Origin of the sequence: Caballeronia sp. S22 (genome assembly GCF_964261745.1) — a bacterium.
In the GTDB taxonomy this organism is placed as follows: Bacteria; Pseudomonadota; Gammaproteobacteria; order Burkholderiales; family Burkholderiaceae; genus Caballeronia; species Caballeronia jiangsuensis.
Genome location: NZ_OZ180038.1, coordinates 998,935 through 1,018,705, shown reverse-complemented (window position 1 = coordinate 1,018,705; position 19,771 = coordinate 998,935). Strand labels below are relative to the sequence as shown.

At 62.5% G+C, this 19,771-nt stretch carries 19 protein-coding genes; 11 read left to right on the top strand and 8 right to left on the bottom strand.

Annotation, left to right across the window (positions count from 1 at the left end; translation table 11 throughout):
• Entirely contained in the window at positions 1 to 909 is a 909-nt protein-coding gene (locus ACEN42_RS31315; RefSeq protein ID WP_371883520.1) for a LysR substrate-binding domain-containing protein, read from the bottom strand.
• Positions 910 to 1,096: 187 nt separating this feature from the next.
• Between ACEN42_RS31315 and ACEN42_RS31310 the strand changes: the two genes are divergently transcribed.
• Complete coding sequence (locus tag ACEN42_RS31310; RefSeq protein ID WP_371883519.1) at positions 1,097 to 1,735, top strand: glutathione S-transferase family protein; 639 nt, start codon at positions 1,097 to 1,099, stop codon at positions 1,733 to 1,735.
• 26 nt (positions 1,736 to 1,761) lie between these two features.
• Here ACEN42_RS31310 and ACEN42_RS31305 read toward each other — a convergent pair whose 3' ends face one another.
• The 4 genes from ACEN42_RS31305 to ACEN42_RS31290 all read right to left on the bottom strand — a co-directional run bounded on the left by ACEN42_RS31305 (position 1,762) and on the right by ACEN42_RS31290 (position 7,096).
• Entirely contained in the window at positions 1,762 to 1,956 is a 195-nt protein-coding gene (locus ACEN42_RS31305) for a hypothetical protein (protein WP_035505105.1), read from the bottom strand.
• Between the two features lie 212 nt (positions 1,957 to 2,168).
• Complete coding sequence (locus tag ACEN42_RS31300; RefSeq protein ID WP_371883518.1) at positions 2,169 to 2,462, bottom strand: ArsR/SmtB family transcription factor; 294 nt, start codon at positions 2,460 to 2,462, stop codon at positions 2,169 to 2,171.
• Between the two features lies 1 nt (position 2,463).
• The gene (gene ilvB / locus ACEN42_RS31295; protein ID WP_371883517.1) at positions 2,464 to 4,290 is read right to left on the bottom strand and encodes a biosynthetic-type acetolactate synthase large subunit; all 1,827 of its coding nucleotides are present in this window, start codon (positions 4,288 to 4,290) and stop codon (positions 2,464 to 2,466) included.
• A 7-nt stretch (positions 4,291 to 4,297) separates the two neighbouring features.
• Positions 4,298 to 7,096 carry a 2-oxoglutarate dehydrogenase E1 component gene (locus tag ACEN42_RS31290; protein WP_371883516.1) on the bottom strand — a complete coding sequence of 933 codons (2,799 nt, stop codon included), beginning with the start codon at positions 7,094 to 7,096 and terminating at the stop codon, positions 4,298 to 4,300.
• Positions 7,097 to 7,347: 251 nt separating this feature from the next.
• Here ACEN42_RS31290 and ACEN42_RS31285 point away from each other — a divergent pair, with 251 nt between their 5' ends.
• Positions 7,348 to 8,388 carry a GlxA family transcriptional regulator gene (locus tag ACEN42_RS31285; protein ID WP_371883515.1) on the top strand — a complete coding sequence of 347 codons (1,041 nt, stop codon included), beginning with the start codon at positions 7,348 to 7,350 and terminating at the stop codon, positions 8,386 to 8,388.
• Between the two features lie 6 nt (positions 8,389 to 8,394).
• Positions 8,395 to 8,958: a G/U mismatch-specific DNA glycosylase gene (gene mug / locus ACEN42_RS31280; protein WP_371883514.1), complete on the top strand. Its 564-nt coding sequence runs from the start codon at positions 8,395 to 8,397 to the stop codon at positions 8,956 to 8,958.
• On the opposite strand, the gene ACEN42_RS31275 is transcribed toward mug, so the two are convergent.
• Positions 8,937 to 9,884, bottom strand: a complete 948-nt coding sequence (locus ACEN42_RS31275; protein ID WP_371883513.1) for a LysR family transcriptional regulator — start codon at positions 9,882 to 9,884, stop codon at positions 8,937 to 8,939. The two genes, mug and ACEN42_RS31275, sit on opposite strands and share 22 nt — an antisense overlap.
• Before the next feature lie 286 nt (positions 9,885 to 10,170).
• Here ACEN42_RS31275 and ACEN42_RS31270 point away from each other — a divergent pair, with 286 nt between their 5' ends.
• The 6 genes from ACEN42_RS31270 to ACEN42_RS31245 all read left to right on the top strand — a co-directional run bounded on the left by ACEN42_RS31270 (position 10,171) and on the right by ACEN42_RS31245 (position 16,372).
• Positions 10,171 to 10,845: an antibiotic biosynthesis monooxygenase gene (locus ACEN42_RS31270; protein ID WP_371883512.1), complete on the top strand. Its 675-nt coding sequence runs from the start codon at positions 10,171 to 10,173 to the stop codon at positions 10,843 to 10,845.
• Positions 10,846 to 10,856: 11 nt separating this feature from the next.
• Entirely contained in the window at positions 10,857 to 12,437 is a 1,581-nt protein-coding gene (locus ACEN42_RS31265) for an MFS transporter (protein WP_371883511.1), read from the top strand.
• 11 nt (positions 12,438 to 12,448) lie between these two features.
• Positions 12,449 to 13,525 carry an HlyD family secretion protein gene (locus ACEN42_RS31260; RefSeq protein ID WP_371883510.1) on the top strand — a complete coding sequence of 359 codons (1,077 nt, stop codon included), beginning with the start codon at positions 12,449 to 12,451 and terminating at the stop codon, positions 13,523 to 13,525.
• Positions 13,522 to 15,039 carry an efflux transporter outer membrane subunit gene (locus tag ACEN42_RS31255; protein ID WP_371883509.1) on the top strand — a complete coding sequence of 506 codons (1,518 nt, stop codon included), beginning with the start codon at positions 13,522 to 13,524 and terminating at the stop codon, positions 15,037 to 15,039. Before ACEN42_RS31260 ends, ACEN42_RS31255 begins: the two co-directional genes overlap by 4 nt.
• A 700-nt stretch (positions 15,040 to 15,739) precedes the next feature.
• Positions 15,740 to 15,880, top strand: coding sequence for a hypothetical protein (locus tag ACEN42_RS31250; protein ID WP_374191220.1), 141 nt, complete (start codon positions 15,740 to 15,742; stop codon positions 15,878 to 15,880).
• 75 nt (positions 15,881 to 15,955) lie between these two features.
• Positions 15,956 to 16,372, top strand: coding sequence for a PD-(D/E)XK nuclease family protein (locus ACEN42_RS31245; protein ID WP_371883508.1), 417 nt, complete (start codon positions 15,956 to 15,958; stop codon positions 16,370 to 16,372).
• A 1-nt stretch (position 16,373) separates the two neighbouring features.
• Here the strand turns inward: ACEN42_RS31245 and ACEN42_RS31240 are convergent, their stop codons facing one another.
• Both ACEN42_RS31240 and ACEN42_RS31235 read right to left on the bottom strand, forming a co-directional pair.
• The gene (locus tag ACEN42_RS31240; protein WP_371880870.1) at positions 16,374 to 17,711 is read right to left on the bottom strand and encodes an IS4 family transposase; all 1,338 of its coding nucleotides are present in this window, start codon (positions 17,709 to 17,711) and stop codon (positions 16,374 to 16,376) included.
• Positions 17,712 to 17,773: 62 nt separating this feature from the next.
• Complete coding sequence (locus ACEN42_RS31235; RefSeq protein ID WP_371883507.1) at positions 17,774 to 18,058, bottom strand: hypothetical protein; 285 nt, start codon at positions 18,056 to 18,058, stop codon at positions 17,774 to 17,776.
• On the opposite strand from ACEN42_RS31235, the gene ACEN42_RS31230 reads away from it, so the two are divergent.
• Positions 18,047 to 18,613: a hypothetical protein gene (locus ACEN42_RS31230; protein WP_371883506.1), complete on the top strand. Its 567-nt coding sequence runs from the start codon at positions 18,047 to 18,049 to the stop codon at positions 18,611 to 18,613. The two genes, ACEN42_RS31235 and ACEN42_RS31230, sit on opposite strands and share 12 nt — an antisense overlap.
• Positions 18,614 to 18,969: 356 nt before the next feature.
• On the top strand, positions 18,970 to 19,662 hold the full coding sequence (locus ACEN42_RS31225) for an alpha/beta family hydrolase (protein ID WP_371883505.1): 693 nt from the start codon (positions 18,970 to 18,972) through the stop codon (positions 19,660 to 19,662).
• The last annotated feature ends 109 nt before the right edge of the window (positions 19,663 to 19,771 follow it).

Sequence of the window (19,771 nt, the reverse complement as noted above, 5' to 3'; positions counted from 1 at the left end):
TTACGCCGTGCGCTGCAAGGTCTCGGCAAGATGATTGACGACCGCGCGTGTCTTGGCAGCCATCTTCTGGCCGAGCGAAATGATCGCGTGCACGGGCGGTCCGTCGACATCGGCTTCGGGCAGCACGTGCACGAGCCTGCCTGCGCGCACATGCGGCAACGCCACGCGATCGAAAATTTGCGCGATGCCGAAGCCCGCGACGGCCGCCTCGACGAGCGCCTGACCGTCCGCGAGCACGAGCACCGGCTGCGGCGCGAACTCTTTCGCCGACTCGCCGTCGCGCAAGGACCAGGAGCGCAGCCGCCCCATCGGACCACGGAAAATGACGGCGTCGTGATCACCCAGTTGATCGATGTTCTCGGGCGTGCCTTTGCGATCGAGATACTCCGGCGACGCATACAGGCCGCTGCGCAGATCGCAGAGCTTGCGCACCGTCAGTTCGCTGTCCTCGGGCAGCGCGCCGATGCGCACGACGACATCCCATCCCTCGCCGATCGGGTCCGACATGCGATCGGTCAACGCAAGCTCCAGCGTCACCTTCGGATGCTTCGCGCGAAACTCGAGAAAGCTCGGCAGCAGCAGCCTGCCGAAGCCCGCGGGCACGTCGATCTTCACACGTCCGGCCGGCTCCGAGCGACGCGCCGCGAGTTGCTGCTCGGCTTCGCGCAGTCCGTCGAGCGCATCGCGCGCGGCTTGCAGATAGGTCTCGCCATCCTCGGTGAGCCGCACGGCGCGCGTTGTGCGCTGAAAGAGCCGCGTGCCGAGCCGCGCTTCCAGCCGCTGCACGGCCTTGCCCACATTCGACTTGCTGTTGCCCATTTCTTCCGCGGCGCGCGTGAAGCTGCCGGTTTGCGCGACCGCCACGAAGACGGCGATTTCGTTGATCGGTGCATCGACGCGCTCGCTCATTGCTCGCCCCTTTTGTTGGTGCAAAGCACTGTAGCAGCGTTGCCCGGACGTCGCCCGCCATGCCGATTGTCTCCGCGCGAGCGACTGTGCGACGCCCGCGGCGGCGTTTATCGGCGCGACGATTCCCGCGATACTTCATTCCAACGGGAAGCACTCCCGGCACTCCTTCACCGATACAAGGCACACCATGAAACTCTTTATCGCTCAGGCCACTTGTTCGCTCGCGGTGCAAGCCGTCGCCAACGAGCTGGGTCTCGCGCCCGAACTCGTGCACTTCGATGTGTTCGGCAAGACGACGTCCGATCAGTCCGACTTCGCCGAAGTGAACGATCTCCTCTATGTTCCCGCGCTCCAGATCGACGGCGAAGCGGAACCGTTGACGGAAACGATCACGATCGCGTCATATCTCGCGGACCAGCATCCGGAGTCCGGACTGATCCCGAAACACGGAACGATCGAGCGCGCGCGCATGGATCAGTTGCTGACGTTCATCGCAACCGAGATCGCGCAGAAGCATATCCCGCTCATGCGCAAGCTGATGAGGCCGGAAGGCATCGCGTTTCACAGCAACAAGCTGCTCAAGGCGTACGGCAAACTCGACGCGCGTCTCGCCGATGGCCGCGCGTATCTCACGGGCGAGCAGTTCACCGTCGCCGATGCGTATGTGTGGGCGACGATGTGGCACGAACGCTCAGGCGTCAATCTGGATCATCTGACGAACCTGAAGGCGTATATCGAGCGCATCGAAACGCGCGCCTCGGTACGCAAGGCGTTACGCGACGAGGCGGAACTCGTCGCGGCGCACAAGGAACGGCTGGCAGCGTAAAGGTGGCGGCGAGCCCGCCGGTCGATTCAATGAAGACGCCGCACCGCACGCAGAAGCAGGTCGCCGTCTTCCGTGATGCGAGGCAGGCGGGCGCCGCTCACGAGTTGTTCCATTGCGATGAGCTGGCGTTCGAGAAGCGTGTCGAGTTCGTGCCGGTCGCCGATCTGATCGGCGGCGTCCTTGACTAGCATGAGGGTTGCAAATTCGTGTGCGCTGAGCATACCTGTCTCCCGATCGTTCGAATAACTGATGTAGGTCGGCGTCGGTTGAAGGCAGGGGCGCGCATGATTTCAGCGCGCGCTTCAGGACACATGACCCGGGGGTACCTCTGGCCGCGAAAAGCAGCGGGATTTGATAATAGGGCGGGGTCGTTGTTCGCGGCAATTCGGGTCGTCCCGGATATTGGGAGTTTGAAAGCCGGCAATCGCGATTCTCACAGCCCACGCACCACCTCCCTCACAAACGCCGCAATAACCTCCTCGTTCCTCGACAGAAGCAGAAACGATCCCACCCGTTTCGACACGAGCAGCCCCGCTTCGACCATCGACGCGACATGCGCCGAAACGGTCGATTGCGAGAGCCCGCTGCGTGCCTGAATCGCGCTCAGGGGCACGCCGCCATCGAATGCGGGTTGCGCCTGCGTGAAACCTTCCGGCGCTTTCAGCCACGCAAGAATCTCGCGCCGCAAAGGATTCGCGAGCGCCTTGTGGATGAGATCGGCGTTCATTTCAGAACATGTCCGCCGCAGGTTCGCCCTTCGCGGCCGGGACAACCGTCTCCTGCCCGGACCGCGATGCGATGAACGGACCCGTGATCATGCTCGAATAGCTCTGCCCCGGTCCGACCATCGGAAACACGTCGGCGTTCTGATCGATCATCACTTCGAGAAAGGCCGGACCATCGAACGCAACGAAGTCACGCAGCTTGTCTTCCAGTTCGCCCGGCGTCCGGACGCGACAGGCAAATTCGAAACCATCGGCCTGCGCCGCCAGCACGAAATCCTTGCGGTGCAGCGCCTTGTCGCTCACGAACATGCGTCCGTCGTAGAAGAGCCGTTGCCACTGCCGGATCATCCCGTCGCCGCAATTGTTGAGCAGCAGCACCTTGACCGGCACGCCGTAGGTGCTCGCCGTTTCCAGTTCGCCGACATTCATGCGGATGCTGCCGTCACCATCGATATCGATCACGAGCGCATCCGGCCGCGCGAACTGCGCGCCGATCGCCGCGGGCAATCCGAAGCCCATCGTTCCCATGCTTCCCGACGTCAGCAGGCTTCGAGGCTCGACAAAATCGAAGAACTGCGCGGCCCACATCTGATGCTGGCCCACGCCGGTGCTGATGATCGCCCGCCCGCCGGTGATGTCGCTGAGTTTCTCGATGACCCATTGCGGCTGAATCGCGCGATTGTCGCGATCGTAGTTCATGCCGTGAGTGCGCTTCAGATCGTTCACACGCTCGATCCAGTCGGAAGGCGCCCGCGATGCCGGACCGTGCTCCATCAGCGAAAGCAGCGCGCGTTTCGCGTCGCCTACGTGATTCCAGTGCGTCCGTTTGACCTTGTCGATCTCCGCTTCGTCGATGTCGATATGCGCGACATGGCGCGCTCCCGGTGCGAACGCATCGGGACGGCCACCGGCGACGCGGTCATCGAATCGCGCACCCACGGCGATCAGGAAGTCGCAGTCTTCCACCGCGTAGTTCGCGCACGCAGCGCCGTGCATGCCCAGCATGCCGAGCACACGCTCATGTTTGGCGGGCATCGCGCCGAGTCCCATCAACGTCGTCACGACAGGAATCTCGTAGCGTTCGCTGAAGCGGCGCAATTCGGCCGTCGCACCGGACGCGATCACTCCGCCGCCCACGTACAGAAGCGGCCGCCTGCTTTGTGCAAGCAGATCGAAAAATGCAGCGCATTTGCGTTCATCGAGACGATCGCCCTTCGCCATCTGACGAAGACGCTCCGAATAGCCGCGAAGCTGCAACGTGCCCTGCCCGCGATACACGCCCTTCCAGTTCTGGATGTCCTTCGGCACGTCCACGACAACCGGCCCCGGCCGTCCCGTGCGCGCGATCTCGAACGCGGTGCGCAGCGTCTGTTCCAGCTTGTCCGGATCGGTCACGAGAAAGACCTGTTTCGCGCACGCCGACATGATGTTGAAGACCGGGGCCTCCTGAAATGCATCGCTGCCGATCGCGGCGCGCGGCACCTGTCCGCAGATGAGCACGACGGGCACCGAATCCCCGTTGCAGTCGGCGATAGGCGTGACCGCGTTCGTCGCGCCCGGACCCGACGTCACCATGAATACGCCGACCTTGCCGCTGGCTCTCGCATAGCCCGCCGCCATGAAGCCAGCCGCCTGCTCGTTGGCCGGCACGACGAAGCGGATCTGCTTCTGCGGCTCGTCCGCATGCATTTCGTTGAAGCGGAAGACCGCGTCGTAGGTCGGCAGGATGGCGCCGCCGCTGTATCCGAACAAGGTATCGACACCTTGTTCGGCAAGCACGCGCAGGATGATGTCGGCGCCTGAAATCGCCTCGTCGATGTGCTGGGTCATCGCCGCCTCACTTCGCGAATGCACGCGTGATGACATCGCTCTGTCGCGCGATATGCTCGCCGTGATAGCCCGGCGCCGTCGATGCGGAAGCAGCGGGTCCCACATACGACAGCGTCGCGCCCGCTGGCAGAATCTCACGCAACTGCGGCTCGACGAAACTCCACGCGCCCTGATTGCGCGCTTCCTCCTGACACCAGATCACGCGCTTCACGTTCGGATAGCGCGCGAGCACCGCCGCGAGTCCGTCGGATGGAAACGGATAAAGCTGTTCGACGCGGATGATCGGCGTATCGTCGATGCCGTGCTTGCGGCGATAGTCGAGCAGCTCGAAATACGCCTTCCCTGAAGTAACGATGACACGCTCCACGTTGCCGTCACGCGCCGCGTCCAGGGCTTCATCGGGCAGGAGTTCACGGAACGCGCCGTGAGCCAGGTCGTCCAGCGTGCTGACCGCTTCCGCGTGCCTGAGCAGCGACTTGGGCGTCATCACGACGAGCGGACGGCGATCGAAAGCAAGCGCCTGCATGCGCAGCAGATGGAACATTTGCGCGGGCGTCGTCGGCTGCGTCACGCGCATGTTGTCCTGCGCGCTCAGTTGCAGATATCGTTCGAGCCGCGCCGATGCGTGCTCCGGTCCCGCGCCTTCCTGCCCGTGCGGCAGCAGCAAGGTCAACGCGCTGCGCTGTCCCCACTTGGCGGCGCCCGCCGCGATGAACTGATCGATGACGACCTGCGCGCCATTCGCGAAGTCGCCGAACTGCGCTTCCCAGATCACGAGCGCATCGCGATTCACCGTGGAATAGCCGTATTCGAACGCGAGCACGGCTGCCTCGGAGAGAATCGAATTTGTCACCGTGAAGCGGCCCTGCACGTCGCGAACGTGATCGAGCGGAATGAACACGCCGTCGGCACGACTCGCGCGCTTCTGGTTATGCAGCATCGCATGCCGATGATTGAACGTGCCTCGCGCGCTGTCCTGTCCGCTCAGACGCACATCGACGCCCGCGTGGAGCAGCGAAGCGAACGCGAGATGTTCGGCCATGCCCCAGTCGAGCGGCTTCTTTCCGCTCGCCATGTCGCGGCGTGAGTTGAGCAGCTTGTTGACGAGCGGATGAAGCTCATAGCCATCGGGCACGCTGGAGATGCGTCGCGCCAATACGCTCACCTGTTCCGGCGAGGGCGGCTCGTAGCGCGTCGAGATAGCCGCATCCGCTGCGCCCGATGCTTCGATAACCTCGCTGCCGCGCGCCTGATCGAAGACCTCGCGCCGTGCGCCGACCAGCGCCTCGACCTGCTCCGCCGTCATCGCGCCTTGCGCGATCAGCTTGCGCGCGTAGAGCGTGCGCACGCCGGGATGCGCCGCGATCGCGCGATACATTAACGGCTGCGTGATCGCGGGCGTGTCCTGCTCCTGATGCCCGTGCTTGCGGAAGCAAACGAGATCGATCACCACGCTGCGCCTGAACTCCGTGCGATAGTCGAGCGCGAGGCGCACGGCCATCGCCACGGCTTCCGGATCGTCGCCGTTCACGTGCAGAACCGGCGCCTCGATCAGCTTGACGATATCGGTCGCATAGAACGACGAGCGCGTATCGCGCGGGTCCGAGGTCGTGAAGCCGATCTGATTGTTCACGACGACATGCACGGTCCCGCCCGTGCCATGCCCGCGCGTGTAGGAAAGGCTCAGCGTTTCCATCACGACGCCCTGACCGGACATCGCGGCATCGCCGTGAATTTCGACGGGCAGCACGCTGCCGGCATCGTCGGACATGATCGCATCCGCTTTCGCGCGCGCCATGCCCTGCACGACCGGATTCACGATTTCCAGATGCGACGGATTGAACGCGAGCACGACCTCGACCGGTCCGTCGGCGGTTTGCGTGACGGTGCTGAAGCCCTTGTGATATTTGACGTCGCCTTCCGGAAGCGTGTCCGCGTGCCTGCCTTCGAACTCGTCGAAGAGCGCGTCGAGCGGCTTGCCCGCGACGTTGACCAGCACGTTCAGGCGTCCGCGATGCGCCATGCCCATCACGACGGAGCGCACCTTCTTCGACGCGCCGTATCGCACGAGTTCATCGAGCAATACGATCAGCGATTCGCCGCCTTCGAGCGAAAAACGCTTCTGTCCGACATAGCGCGTGTGAAGATGCTTTTCGAGTCCCTCGGCCGCGCTCAGGCGTTCGAGAAAACGGCGCTTGTCCGCGGTCGAAAACGATGGCTTCGCCCGCGTGGATTCGAGTCTCATCTGCCACCAGCGCCGTTCGTTCGCGTCGGTGAGATGCATGAATTCCGCGCCCAGCGTGCCCGTGTAGGTTTGCTCCAGCGCAGCGACGATCTCTTTGAGCGTCGCGTCCTCGTCGAAGAAATACGTGTCGGCGGTGCTGAATCGCGTGGTCATGTCCGCCGCCGTCAAACCGTAGTACGCGGGCGTGAGTTCGACAAGCGCGCGCGGCGGCTCCCATTGCAGCGGGTCCAGACGCGCCGTGCGCGTGCCGACCGTCCTGAACGCCGCGATGAGCGCCTGCACCGCGACCTGCTTTCTTGCAAGCGCAAGTCCGCCATCGCGCGACATCGGCGTGTCATGCCGCCCTTTGGCAAGCTCGATGAAGCTCGACACCACGGGCGCGTGCGGCTCGTCATCGCGATCGCTTCCGTCGATGGCGGGCATATCGTTCAGCGCATCGAACCAGGCGCGCCATTCATCGGTGACCGAAGCCGGATCGCCCAGATAGGCTTCGTACTGCTCTTCGACATACGGCGCGTTGGCGCCGAACAGAAATGAGTTTTGATGTGTCTCGATCAACATGATGACTATCCTTCGAATGCTTTCTCGAGATGAAGTCTAGTCAGCCGCGCTCGCTGCGGCTCATGCATTTGGCGCGTTGTCTGGCCAGTCGATGCCGGATTTGGGCCACACCCGCTTGGGCGCGATCAGGCGCTCGCTTGTTACATCGAAGCAAAAGTCAATTACCGGGCAAGGCGTACTTCGCGCGCGAGCGTTGGGATAGACTGGGCCGTCCCCAGCGATTGAAGCTCCTACTTAACGAAGGTCACGGCATGAAAGTCGCCATTGTTCTGTTCGACGGCGTGCAGGCACTCGACGTTGCAGGCCCGCTCGACGTGTTCGCGGAAGCCAACACGCATCTCCCCGATCATCAGCGTTATGAAGTCTCGCTCGTCGGGCGCGAAGCGGGCATGGTCACGTGCTCGAACGGGATGCAGATCGTCGTTCCCGTTGGCTATCTCGATTCCGATACGCAATACGACTTGCTGCTGGTGGCCGGCGGACCGAACCTGCCCGACTGGAACCCGCCGCACGAATTCATCTCGTGGCTGCAAAAGCAGGTGCGCGGCGCCGCGCGGTTCGGCTCGGTCTGCAACGGCGCGTTCGTGCTGGGCCATGCCGGCTTACTCGACGGCATGCAGGTCACGACGCACTGGGCCGATGCGGGCCGCCTCGGCAAGGCGTTCCCGCGCGCATGCGTGCAGCCCGACAAAATCTTCATTCGCGACGGCCGCCTTTTCACCTCCGCCGGCGTGTCGGCGGGCATCGATCTGTGTCTGTCGCTCGTGGCGGAAGACTGGGGACACGAACAGGCGGTTCGCGTCGCCAAGCGCCTCGTGGTCTACATTCAGCGCGAAGGCGGACAGTCGCAGTACAGCCCTTATGTCGCGGCGGACAAGGAAGAAGCGCCGATCATCGGCAAGGTGCATCAGTATGTGACGGATCATATCGGCGATGCGCTTTCCATCGAGCAGCTCGCCAGCGCCGTTTCGGTGAGCCGTCGCACGTTCTCCAGAGTGTTCGCGAAGTACGCGCAGGTGACGCCATCGGCGTTCGTCGAACAGGTTCGCGTCGATACCGCGAGGAAGCTGCTCGAATCGAGCGATGCGCCGCTCAAGACCGTCGCATTCAAGTGCGGTTTTCATAACGCCACGCACATGCGCACGACTTTCTCCCGGCGCTTGAACGTCACGCCGAAGCAGTATCGCGAGCGGTTTCGTGGCACGGCGCAAATCAGCACGCTGCCGATGCCGCTGGCTCATGAAGACGTCGCCGAGGAATTCGTGCTGGAGGAACTGGCGGAAGCCGCATAGTCCTGCATGAGCACGACGCCTGTGACCGACACCTCGCCCTTTCTTGCGGATATCGTCGCGCCGAAGTTATCGGTGATTTTCTGCGGCATCAATCCGGGGATGCTCGCCGCATCGACGGGCCATCACTTCGCGGGACGAGGCAATCGCTTCTGGCGGGTCGTGCATCTCGCCGGCTTCACGCCGGAGCAGTTGCATCCCGAAGAAGATCGCACGTTCCTTCGATACGGATACGGCCTCACCACCGCAGTCGCGCGTGCGACCGCGCGCGCCGATGAGTTGTCGCGGTCCGAGATCGAGGCCGCGGCCTCGGCGTTCGAGCAGAAGATCGCGCATCTCGCGCCGCGGTATATCGCGTTTCTGGGGAAGATGGCGCTGTCGGCCATCACCGGCAAGCGCGATATCGCATGGGGACTTCAGGCCGAACCGTTCGGCGGCGTCCATGCATGGGTATTGCCGAACCCGAGCGGTCTGAATCGCTCCTTCAGCCTCGATGCATTGGTGAGTGCATATCGCGAGCTTCACACAACCGTTGCATCGGCAGATGAGGATCACGCCGCGCGATCGGCGTAAGCGCGCGGCGCCTTTTCTCTGTGCCCGCATCGCAACTGAGCGTTCTTGCGCAAGGTTTCGGTCACGAATTCCAGAAACGCGCGAACCTTTCCGCTTGCGCCGCGACGCTCCACATGCAGCACGCTTACGGGCACCGGATCGGTCTCGAATGCCGTCAATATCGGCTTCAGTCTGCGTCTCAACACGTCGGGCGCCGCCTGATAGGAAAGCAACTGCGTGATGCCGACGCCATCGCGCGCCGCGGCGATCGCAGCAGGCGCGAGATCGACGATCATGCGCGGCTGAAGCCGCACCGGCAACCTCGCACCCCGCTCCGCGAACACCCATTCGTGCGGATGCGTGACGCCGGTGAAAGACACGCAGTCATGCCGCGTCAATTCCCTCGGATGAACAGGTTCGCCGCGCGCTTCGAGATAGGCCGGCGCGGCGTACGTCCGACGCCGCACGAAACCCAACGGCACCGCGAACGTCGTCGAGTCACCGAGATGACCGATGCGAATGGCGACATCCACGCCTTCCTCCAGCAAGCGCGTGGTCCGGTCCACATACACGGCATGGATGCCGACATCCGGATAACGCAACGCGAACGCATTGATGAGCGGCGCCACGAATCGCTGGCCGAAGAGCACGGGCGCCGAGATGGTCAACGTTCCCACCGGCTTGACGTGATAAGCGCCGATGCTCGCGTCCGCATCCGCGACGGCATCGAGCACCTGCCGGCAGGTGTCCAGATACACCGTGCCTGCATCGGTTGGCCGCACTGAACGCGTCGTGCGCGCGACGAGTTGAGCGCCGATGCGTGCTTCGAGCGAGTTGAGCGCACGCGAAACCGCCGCCGTCGACAAGCCCAGCTTTTCCGATGCCCTCGTGAAACCGCCGCCATCGACGATGGCGACGAACACTTCCATCTCACGCAATCTGTCCATTCCGAATCTCGCTCACAAGCTGTTTGCGTTGCGATTGTAGGCAGCATGTCCCGCGAAGCGGTGAGCAGCGCATCGACATGGCCCGAATCGGGCGCACTTTGGCCGATGGCGAACCGTTGCGTGCGGATTCGATGATCGTGGCCGAATCGGCACATTCATTGGCCCGATTGCGCTGTCGCTCGTCCTTCAACATCGAAGTTTCGTCGCCGACAATAAAGCTACGCGATGCGCGGCGAATATGCCCCATCGATTTGCATCGTTTCACTAACTAATCGAAGAGCCTCATATGTTCTCTGCCATGCTGGAAGTCAATCCCGTTCCCGAGCAATTCGACGCCTACCTCGGCATGGCGAAGATGCTGCGGCCCGAGCTCGAAAAGATCGATGGGTTCATCGACAACATGCGCTACGCGAGCCTGACCCGCGACGGCTGGCTGCTGTCGTTATCGAGCTGGCGCGATGAGAAGTCGCTCGTGCGCTGGCGTACCGAGGCTCGGCATCACAAGACCATGCAGGCCGCGCGCGACCGCGTGTTCGCGGACTATCGTCTGCGCATCGGTCAGGTCGTCGCGGACACGCATATTCCCGAAGGACAAGCGTTGCTGGAACAGCGTCTGGATGCCACGGAAATTGGTGAAGGCAAGGCCGTGACGCTGCTCGATGCGAGCCGCAAGCCCGCGTGGATAAAGCAGGCAGGCGCGCAAGGCGTCGCTGAATCGCTGGGCCTCGATCTGGCAGCGCCCGGCCTCGTCGCATGGGATGTATTCGATGCGCTGCTCGCGCCGGGGAATGTCATCGCCGTGGCGACATGGCGCGATCAAACCGCCGCCGATGCGTTCTCACGCGAAGCGACGCTGCCGAGCGACGTGCGCATGCGCCACATTCGCGTGATCCGCGAGTACGGCATGTTCGATCGCCGCGAAGCGCCGCAATACTTCGAAGAGGCACAACGCAGGATGTGATGAGCACGCATATGAACACGACCGAATCCGTTCTCGACGCGCCTCGCGAAGCAACCGCCGAACGTGCGCCCGTGAAACAGCCCGCGCTCTCGCGGCGACTCGCCGCGGGTCTGATCGGGATGCTGCTCGCGTCGCTGCTCGCGATACTGAACGAGCAGGTCACCGCATTCGCGATGGCCGACATTCAGGGCGCGCTCTCGATCGGACACGACGACGGGACCTGGCTCACCACCTTGTTCGAAGCGGCCAACGTCGCGACGATGGTCTTTGCGCCGTGGTTCGGCATCACGTTCACGCTCAAGCGATTCACTATCGGCGCCGTACTGGCCACGATGTTCTTCGGCGTACTGTGTCCGTTCGCGCCGAACCTTCCGGCGCTCTATGCGTTGCGCGCGTTGCAGGGCATCGCCGGCGGTTGTCTGCCGCCGATGCTCATCATCGTGGCGCTGCGTTATCTGCCGCCGAAGATCAAGCTATACGGGCTTGCCGGATACGCGATGACCGCGACCTTCGGGCCGGCGCTCGGAACGCCCCTCGCCGCGTTGTGGACCGAGTATGCGAGCTGGAAGATGGCTTTCTGGCAGATCGTGCCGCTCGGCGTGGTGAGTTGCATCGCGATCCGGCAAGGCCTTCCCGACGATCCGCTCAAGCTCGAACGCATTCGCTCCTTCAACTGGACGGGGTTTCTCACCGGAGGCCCGGCCATCGCGATGCTCGTGATCGGGCTATTGCAAGGCGATCGTCTGGACTGGCTGAATTCGGATTTCATACGCGTGATGTTCATCGGCGGAACAGCGTTGCTGGCGGTGTTTCTCGTCAACGAATGGTTTCATCCGATGCCGTTCTTCAAGCTCCAGTTGCTGTCGCGAAGAAACTTCGCGCATGGGCTCACGACGCTCGCGGGCGCCGTGATCCTGCTGGTCGGCGTGGCCGCGATACCGGGGCAGCATCTCGCGAGGATTCACGCGTACCGGCCGCTGCAGACGGCGCCGCTGTCGTTGCTGGTCGCCCTTCCGCTCCTGCTTGCGCTGCCATTGACGGCCGCGCTGCTGAACCTGAAGCGCGTCGATTCGCGCTGGGTGATGGCGGGCGGTCTCTCGCTGATGATCGCGACCTGCCTGATGGGAAGCTTCATGACGTCCGAATGGATCCGCGACAACTTCTATCTGCTTCAGTCCTTGCAGATCGCCGCGCAACCGATGGTGATTCTCGCCATCCTGATGGGCGTTACCACAGGTTTGCCGCCGACCGAAGGCCCCTTCGCCTCCGCGATGTTCAACTCGCTCAAGACCTTCAGCGCCGCTGCGGCGACCGCGTTGATCGAAGGACTCGGCACGGCTCGCGAGCGTTTCCATTCGACCATGCTCGTGGATCAGCTCGGCAATCGGGCGCTCGTCACGAGTCAGGGTATCGATACGGCCAGTGGTCTCAGCGAACTCGCCCATCGCGTGCATGAACAGGCATTGGTGCTGATGTCCGCCGATCTTTATCGCGTGATGGCGTGTGTTGCCATCGCGCTTCTTCTCCTCGTTCCGGTGTTGCCCGTGCGGATCTTTCCGCCGTGGACCGCTACGCCGCCCTCTTCCCATTAAGGGAGGCTTTCATGTCATCCATCCTCCGCTCTCGTTCCAGACTCGTTCGCATTGCAACGCCGGTGATCGCGCTCGCCGTCGTCGCGTGGGCGGGCGTCAAGCTTCTTTCCGATTCGACCAGCCAATCCACGAACGATGCCTATGTTCAGGCCGATTTCACGCTCGTCGCGCCGCGAGTCGCCGGCCAGATTGCCGATGTGCTCGTCGACGACAATCAATCGGTCAAGGCGGGCCAGGTGCTCGTGCGTATCGACGATAGCGATTTCCGCGCCGCGCTGATGAGTGCGCAGGCCGACGTGAGCGCGGCGAGCGCTGCCGTCGCGAACTTCGATGCCGAAATCGCGCGGCATCCGTCGCTCGTCGATCAGGCGCGCGCGACACTGCGATCCGACGACGCCGCCATCGAGTTCGCGCGGGCCAACGCATCGCGCTATCAAAATCTTTCGGACACGGGCGCGGGCACCGCGCAGGAGCAGCAGCGCGCGGCCAGCACGCTCGCGCAGCAGCTCGCGCAACAGGCCCACGACCGCGCCGCGCTGACCACGACCGAGCAGAACCTCGATGTGCTGCGCACCCAGCGAGACAAGGCGGCAGGCGCGCTGGCACGCGCCGAAGCGGCGCTCGCGCAGGCGAAGCTGAACCTGTCGTACACGGAGATTCACGCGCCCGTCGACGGCAAGGTGGGAAGGCGCTCCGCGCGCGTCGGCGCATTCGTCACGGCGGGCGCGCCGATGCTCGCCATCGTTCCGCTCGCGGATGCTTATGTCGTCGCCAACTTTCAGGAGAACCAGATCACGAAGATGCGGCCCGGAGAGAGCGTGCGGATCAGGATCGACAGCTTTCCCGGCGTGGTCATCAAAGGCCGTGTCGATAGTCTCGCGCCCGCCACCGGCGTGAGCTTCGCGCCCATCGCGCCGGACAACGCGACGGGCAACTTCACGAAGATCGTCCAGCGCGTGCCGGTCAAGATCACGATCGATCGCGGGCAGGAAGCCGCATCGGCGTTGAGCGTGGGTCTTTCGGTCGAGGCGGAAGTGGCGGTCGGCCGGCACGGCGAGACGCTTGCGCAAGAAGGAGGTGCGAAATGAACGAGAACGACACTTCCCTGCGCGCGATCGCGCTCGCCATCCTGGCTTGTCTGACGATGGCGGGCTGCACGGTCGGGCCGGACTTCGAGCACCCGAAGACCGCGACACCGGATGTCTTCGAGCGCACGCAGACGGCGCAGGCATCGAGCAGGACGGTGGAAGCGGACTTCAATCCGGACTGGTGGACGCTGTTCGACGATCCCGTGCTGAACGCGCTGGAAAAGCGCCTCGCCGACGATAACCTCGACGTGGCCGCGGCGTCCGCACGTTTGCGTCAAAGCCGCGCGGAACAGCGCGTTGCGGGCGCGGCCGGGCTTCCGACGCTTGACGGCGCGGCGTCGTATAACCGCGAGCGCGGCAGCGAGAACGGCATTCTTTCGCTGCTCGGGGTTACGCCGTCGCAAAGCCAGCCGCAATCGGCGTCGGGGAACGCGCCGCTCGGTGTATCGGGGATGCCGGGCTCGAAGGGCTCGCCCGCCTACAACCTGTATCAGGCTGGCTTCGATGCCTCCTGGGAACTCGACATCTGGGGTCGCGTGCGGCGCGGTGTCGAAGCCGCGAGCGCGTTGTCGGATGCTTCGTTCGAAGATCGCAATGCGATTCTGCTGTCGGCGCGTGCGGAACTCGCGCGCGACTATATCGAATTGCGCGATACGCAGTCGCTGCTCGAGATCACGAAGCAGAACCTCGATATCGCTCGCGATGCGGTGAGGCTCACGAAAATCCGCGTGCGCGAAGGCGTCACGACGGACCTCGATGTCGCCAATGCTTCGGCGCAAATGGAAACGATCGAGAGCCTGATTCCGACGCTCGAATCGCGCCGCGATACGACGATCAACGCGATCGGCGTGTTGCTCGGCGAGCAGCCCGGCGCGCTGCGGGACATGCTGAGCGATGCGCGCGATGTGCCGAAGCTGCCTGCCCAGGTGCCTATCGGGTTTCCATCGGAGCTGGCGGAGCGCCGGCCGGACATCAAGAAGGCCGATGCGCAACTGCACGCGGCCACGGCGTCGATCGGCATGGCGAAGGCCGATTTCTATCCACGTATTTCGTTGAACGGGAGTGCGGGGTTTCAGAGTCTTCAGCTTTCCAGTCTTGCCGATTGGGCGTCGGGGCAATTTGTTGTCGGGCCTTCGATCACGTTTCCGATTTTTGAGGGTGGGCGGTTGAAGGGCACGTTGCAGCTTCGGGAAGCGCAGCAGCAGGAGGCGGCGATTCTCTATAAACGCACGGTGCTTGAGGCTTGGCGTGAGGTGGACGATGCGCTGCTCGTGTATGACGCTGAGCAGCGGCGGCGTGATCGGCTGGCTTCGGCGGTGAGTTTGAATGAACGGGCGCTTGGGGTCGCGCAACAGCGATATAAGGCTGGGGCGCTTGATTATCTGGACGTGCTTAATGTGCAGAAGCAATTGCTCGCGGCGCAAAGTGATCTTGAGCGGAGTAAGGCGACGGCTGCGGAGAATCTCGTTACGTTGTGTAAATCGCTTGGGGGTGGGTGGGAGAGGGGTTATTAGGGGCGGTGAATGTGGATGATCGGAGGGTGGCAGTCGGGTTAGTTTGGGCTCGGTTTTTTGCGCGTGTTGTTTAGTGGTTGTTCGCGGATTTGCGGGGGCGGCGCTTGTCGACTCGTTGCGGCAACTAGGGCCGATTTGGGCGGCTCTTAAGGCGTAACGGACGTTCGTCGAGTCGCATTGGAAGGCGGGAGGTCGGCCTTTGCGGACGCTCGACGAGCTTTCCTTGGCGTCGGCAATATGGCGGATTGTCGTCGTTGACAGCTCGCGCAGCGGATGGGCCGTTTCCTGCAATCGCCAACTCACAATTTCGATTTGTACAGTCGATGATTGACCGCCGGGAGAAGCTCGGGCTCCCCTCATTTGTCTGAGGGGAGAACGGCGCTTTTTTCAAGGCGTTACTACATGGCATCTTCCACCTTCTTACTCCACCTTCTGACTCAGCCAAAAACATTGGAAGGATGGCCGAGTTCCCCGTCATCGAGCGTCGCCGCAAGATCCGAAGATGCCCAGCCGCGACTTTTTGCATCGGATCGTTGGGCGTACAATCGCATCTCAAAAAAGAACTCGGTCAACATCGCCGACCAATGAATACGAAGGGTAGTCATCCGTGAAAGTCGCATTTATCTATGCAATCTCGGCTGTGATCTGCAGCATTATCCTAGCGGAAGCCTTCAAGGATGGAATGGACAAGCTCCGATTCATGCCGACTCAAGGTAACTGGACCGTCCAACGTCAGGACAGCGAGGGCTGGCTTCTTTTTGACAAGGAAACGGGCCAGATGTGCTATGTGCGAGCGGGCTCCAATGGCCGGGCCGACTGCACGAAGCTGACGACGTACTAATGACGCGTTATGACATGGAGCACAGCCTCTGTCGGGCTAGTGCCACTCAATTCCATTGCTACGGATTGGACCCGCATGCAGCCGAATCTGTTTGACTTCGCACCCTCGGAACTGTCGCAGGATGCATTTTTGTGCTGGGCTCTGGCCCACGCGGACCCGGAGCGCGGCAAGGACCGTTCGGAGATTCAGGCCCTTGGGCACGCGTTCCTTAGTGCGATATTCGCTAAGGATGATACGGCCTCGCCGCCACCGCAGATTCGAAGCGTCAAGGTGCGACGCCAGGTCCAGAGCATTGATATCCTCGTTGAGGTGAACGAGAGCATCGCGATTGTTCTAGAAGACAAGGTTGGCACCACCGAGCACTCCGACCAACTCGCAAGGTATAGAAAGGTTGTCGCGAAGCGAGGTTACGGCGAGGAAGGCAAGCGGATCATTCTAATTTATCTTCAAACCGGCAACCAGTGCACCTATAAACCATTTGATTACACATAAGTCATTCGCCGAGTTCTTGGGCGTACTTGAGGCCGGCGGCGAAATCCGTCACTCGCTGCAGGCCTTGCCAGATGGTTTTGACTCCGGGTTCGCCGTCGCCTTTGCGCGCCAGGAATCCGCCGAGCATGGCGACCAAGCGCACGACCTCATTCAGACGCGGTGAGTTCTTCGGCGGTTTCTTCTTGTTGAGAATGAATGCCGCGCGCCATTCATCTCGCTCGAACAAGAGCGCTGCATCCAGGTCCGGGCAAGTTCGACCGAGTCGCATCAACCGAGCAATGCGCCATGCCACCACCATGAACAGCGCCAAGGCACGTTCAAGCCGTGCCATCGATGCGAGTTGCAACGCCTCGACCCGACAGCCGTTCTTGAGCACATGAAAGAATAGTTCCACCTCCCAGCGCGCGCGGTACCAATCAATAAGCTGCGCTGCCGCCTCCAGGTCGTTCACATCGCGGTTACTCAGCAGGCGCCATTCGATCGGCTTGACGCCTGCCGGCGGGTCGACCTCGCGGGCGACGATGCAAGTAGCACTCACCACGCCGCCTGCAGCATCAGTCAACGCAACCCGCTGCGCCCACACCTGCTGCCGAACCGCGCGCGCAGGCTGAGCCTGACGGGCTGCCAGCGTAAAGTGAATCCTGCCCGCCGGCTCACCCGCAGTCACTTGGTCCCACAGCTTGCCGCCGTCAGGCAAGGTGCGATTGTGCTGCGAGCGCAGTAACCAATCCGCCGGGTGGCCCAACTCCTTTGCTTTGACCATCAGCGCCATGATGTCCGATTCCCGGTCAGCCACATAAACCAGTCGCGTGGCAGGCAGTGCGGCCGCTTGTTCGGCAACCCTCTCATATCCTTCGGTCCAACGGGTGCTTTCCTTGATGCCGGGGCGCACACCGTCCGCACCCTTCGGCTCGCGCGCCCACATGTACGCGTCAAGCACGCCCAGCGGTTCGCGCGATGGCGTCACCGCGTAAGTCGGGTGCAGATACAGCCCGCGTTGCGCCTCATACGACAGCGGTCCCAACCCTGTGATGGTCTGACCGTTAAAGTCCAACTGCGTGGTGTCCTGGATGCATAGCACTACTTCGCACGCCCGCATTCGTTCGGTCGAACTCTGCCAATGTGGCGCCATGATGTCGCGCCAGTCCAACTCATCTTGCGACAGGAAGCGGTACGCTGCTGCCGTTTCCGCCCAGCCGCCGCATGCGTTGGGTATGCTCGCCGTCGGCTTCTCCGCCAGCCGCTCAGCCAATAGCACGGCACGCTTGTTCAGGCGTTGGTCGCCCAAATCGATGCCCTTGAGTTCTGCCGCTGCCCAGCTCGATTTCTCTTGCGTCATGTGCCGCCCAAAATGCAAGAGTTAACGCCAGTCCGAAAGAGTTTACAACCCCACCCGCTATGTCATTGACCGTAAACGACTTTTCGCGGCGTGCCACCGTCGCGACTTATGTGTAATGAGGTGCCTATAAACAGGTCCGGGACGCCGGCTATCACGTATTCAGTCGTCTCGACCTGCTCGCGCTTCTGGAAGGACCAGTCGGCAGTTTTGCACAGGATCGAAGCGATATCGTACTGGATTTCACGCGACGTCTTCGACGCATCGAGGCGGAGGTTCAGAGTTATAAGGAGCTCGCCTATAAAGACTGGACGGCCAACGCGCGGATGGGTTTCCTTATGGCGTTGCAACAGGCATTTCCTTCGGCGCGATGGCGCTATGTGGCGAACAAGGGCGGCGGGCTATTCGCATTCTTCTGGGGCGGAAAGAAAGCGGAAGAGGATGTCAAGCTCTATTTACAAGTGGAGGCGTCGACGGCCCGTCTCGGTCTTTACGTCAAGCTCGACACAACACGCAAGGAGGATCTTAAGGTCTTGCGGAAGAAATGGCATAAGGTCATCCTCGCATTAGCTCCTTCCCTGGAACTGGAAGCCACTCGCCCTTCCAAGTTTGGGAGCGGCAAGACGATGACCGTCGCCACGTTCCGCGACTTTCCTATTCTTGACGCGCAAGGTCGAGTCGACGTGCCGATGATATGCGATTTAATGGGCAGAGCAGAGAATCTGTTGGATGTGTGCTTGGCACATACTGTTCGTCCGCGCGAGGCAACGGAGCTTCCCTGCCCGCGATTACGGTTGCTGGAGATTCGGTCGCGACATTCGAAGGTAGATCTCTCCATGATTGGTCAACGGGCTTGTTATTGCCACCCACCGATTGTCGACAATTCAGCGCTGGACATCGAATGACCCTCCGTGGCCGAACCCAGAACTTTTTGCAGCCGGACATGCTCTTCCAGAGAGCCAGATAAATGAACTGCCCTTCGAGAACTTCCTTTGACGCTGATTGCAGTGTCGTAACAACTCGCTGACAATGATGCAGGCGTGCTATTACGCAAATCCCTTAAAGCGCGGATCACGTTGCGGTCGGGCTTGCGGTCGTCAACCGACGCATCGCGACTGCAGCGCCGTTCACGATGGGCGCGCTCCACGGATCGGCCGGCAAACTCCACGTGCGCAATGCCTTGGCGGAGGCCGCCACAAACGCTCCCCGATGCCTCATTGATGCATCGGCGCAAAGGCCACAACGACACGACCTGAATACAATGGACGACCCAGAATCGCTTTCCCTGGCACTGCCCGACGGCTCTCAGGTCTCTGCGCTCCTCCGAGTGCCGGAGGACGCGCGAGCCTTATATGTCTTCGCGCACGGTGCCGGGGCGGGCATGCAGCACGCCGGCATGTCGTCGTTGGCCGACGCGCTTGCGGCGGCCAATGTCGCCACATTGCGCTACCAGTTTCCGTACATGGAGCGGGGCTCCAAGCGGGTGGACTCGCCAGCCGTGGCACATGCTGCCGTGCAGGCAGCCGTCGCAGAGGCCCGCTGGCGGCTGCCAGCCCTGCCGCTCTTCGCGGGCGGCAGGTCGTTCGGCGGTCGCATGACGTCCCAAGCCCAAGCCATCTCCCCGCTCGACGGCGTGCGTGGCCTCGCTTTCGTCGCGTTCCCGCTGCACCCGGCGGGCACGCCCGGCGTGGAGCGGGCACGGCACTTGGCGGACGTCACGGTGCCGATTCTCTTCCTGCAGGGCACGCGCGACAAGCTGGCCGAGCTTCCCCTGCTGAGGTCGGTCGTCGAGACGCTGGGGCCACGCGCCACGCTGCATGTGGTAGACGACGCAGATCATTCGTTCCACGTGCGCGCGTCCCCCGGCCGGACCGACGCGGAGGTCGTGCTCGAACTCGCACGGACGATGTCGGCGTGGTTCTTCGCCGAAGGGGAGTTCGTGCGCGTTACCTGAGCAAGCGCAGGAATGCTTGTAGCAGAGTCGGGACGGGAATTCGGCGAACTCGCCGTGCTGCACTCGCCTGCTCAATCGCTTCGCTATCAGCAGATGGTCTGTCGCATAG